Genomic DNA, 975 nt, shown 5'->3' on the forward strand with positions numbered 1-975 from the left:
TTATACGTCTACCATCTATATCTACACTTATGTTGTGGTCGGCTGCGTCATTTGTTTATAAGAGACAGATCGCGTCCGGGGGCGAGCCGCGGCTCGCGGACGGCGTCGCCTCGGTCGCCCGGCAGGATTACCCGGAGTGCCGGCACGACGTGGTGCCCGCCGGATCGGCGCCTTCCGCCGCGATCCTCGCGGACGAAGCGGTCGACTACGTCCTGGTCCTTCCCGCCGGCGACCTGCTGGCACCCGGCGCCCTCGCGGCGCTCGCCCTGGAGGCGGCGCTGAGCGGCGCCGGCGCGGTGGCCGGCCTGCGCGTGCTGTTCGACGGCGCCGTGACAAGCCTCGACGTGCCTTCGCTGTCGGGGGAGGACACGAGCGAAATCCCGTTCACCGGCGGCGAGGTGCTGTGGCGTCGCGATGCACTCGCGGCGTTGCCGGGCCTCGACCTCTCCAACGCCGGCTGGGCCGCGCACGCCTGGGCGGCGGTCGGCCGAACGGCGCGCGGTTTGGCTCGCATCGGCCGGCCGGTGCTGCTGCAGTTCGATCGGTTGGGCGAACGAGAGACCGATTCGGCCCTGAGTACAGATGCATTCCAGCCGGCGCCTCGCCCTCCTCCCTATGCGGGGGGAGGGAAAGCGTTACGGCTTTCCCAGGATTCGTCGCAGTCCCCAACCCTCTCGATCGCCTCCCTCACCGGCACCGGCCATGCCGGTGGGGCGGGCATCGCCCATCGGCGGCTCGGTGAGGCGTTGCGGCTGGCCGGGCATCGCGTCGTGGACGTCGTGCTCGCCGACGAATCGCCGCCGGCCGCCGCGGAATGGACGGACGCGTTTCCCGTCGCCGAGGCGGCGATCGGCGCGGGCGGCCACGACCTCGTGCTTGCCGGCAACCTGCACGGGGCGACCCGGAGCCTTACGATCGCCGGCCGCCTCGCCGCCGACCGGCCGGCCGCGCTCGTGCTGCACGACCTGTTTCCGC

The 975-nt window shown here is 71.7% G+C and carries 1 pseudogene; it reads left to right on the plus strand.

The annotated features are described in order from the left end of the window. Window positions 1-149: 149 nt before the first annotated feature. A pseudogene (locus tag FV222_RS27300) lies at window positions 150-975 on the plus strand (hypothetical protein); the annotation flags it as partial.

Origin of the sequence: Methylobacterium sp. WL103 (assembly GCF_008039885.1) — a bacterium.
GTDB lineage: Bacteria > Pseudomonadota > Alphaproteobacteria > Rhizobiales > Beijerinckiaceae > Methylobacterium > Methylobacterium cerastii.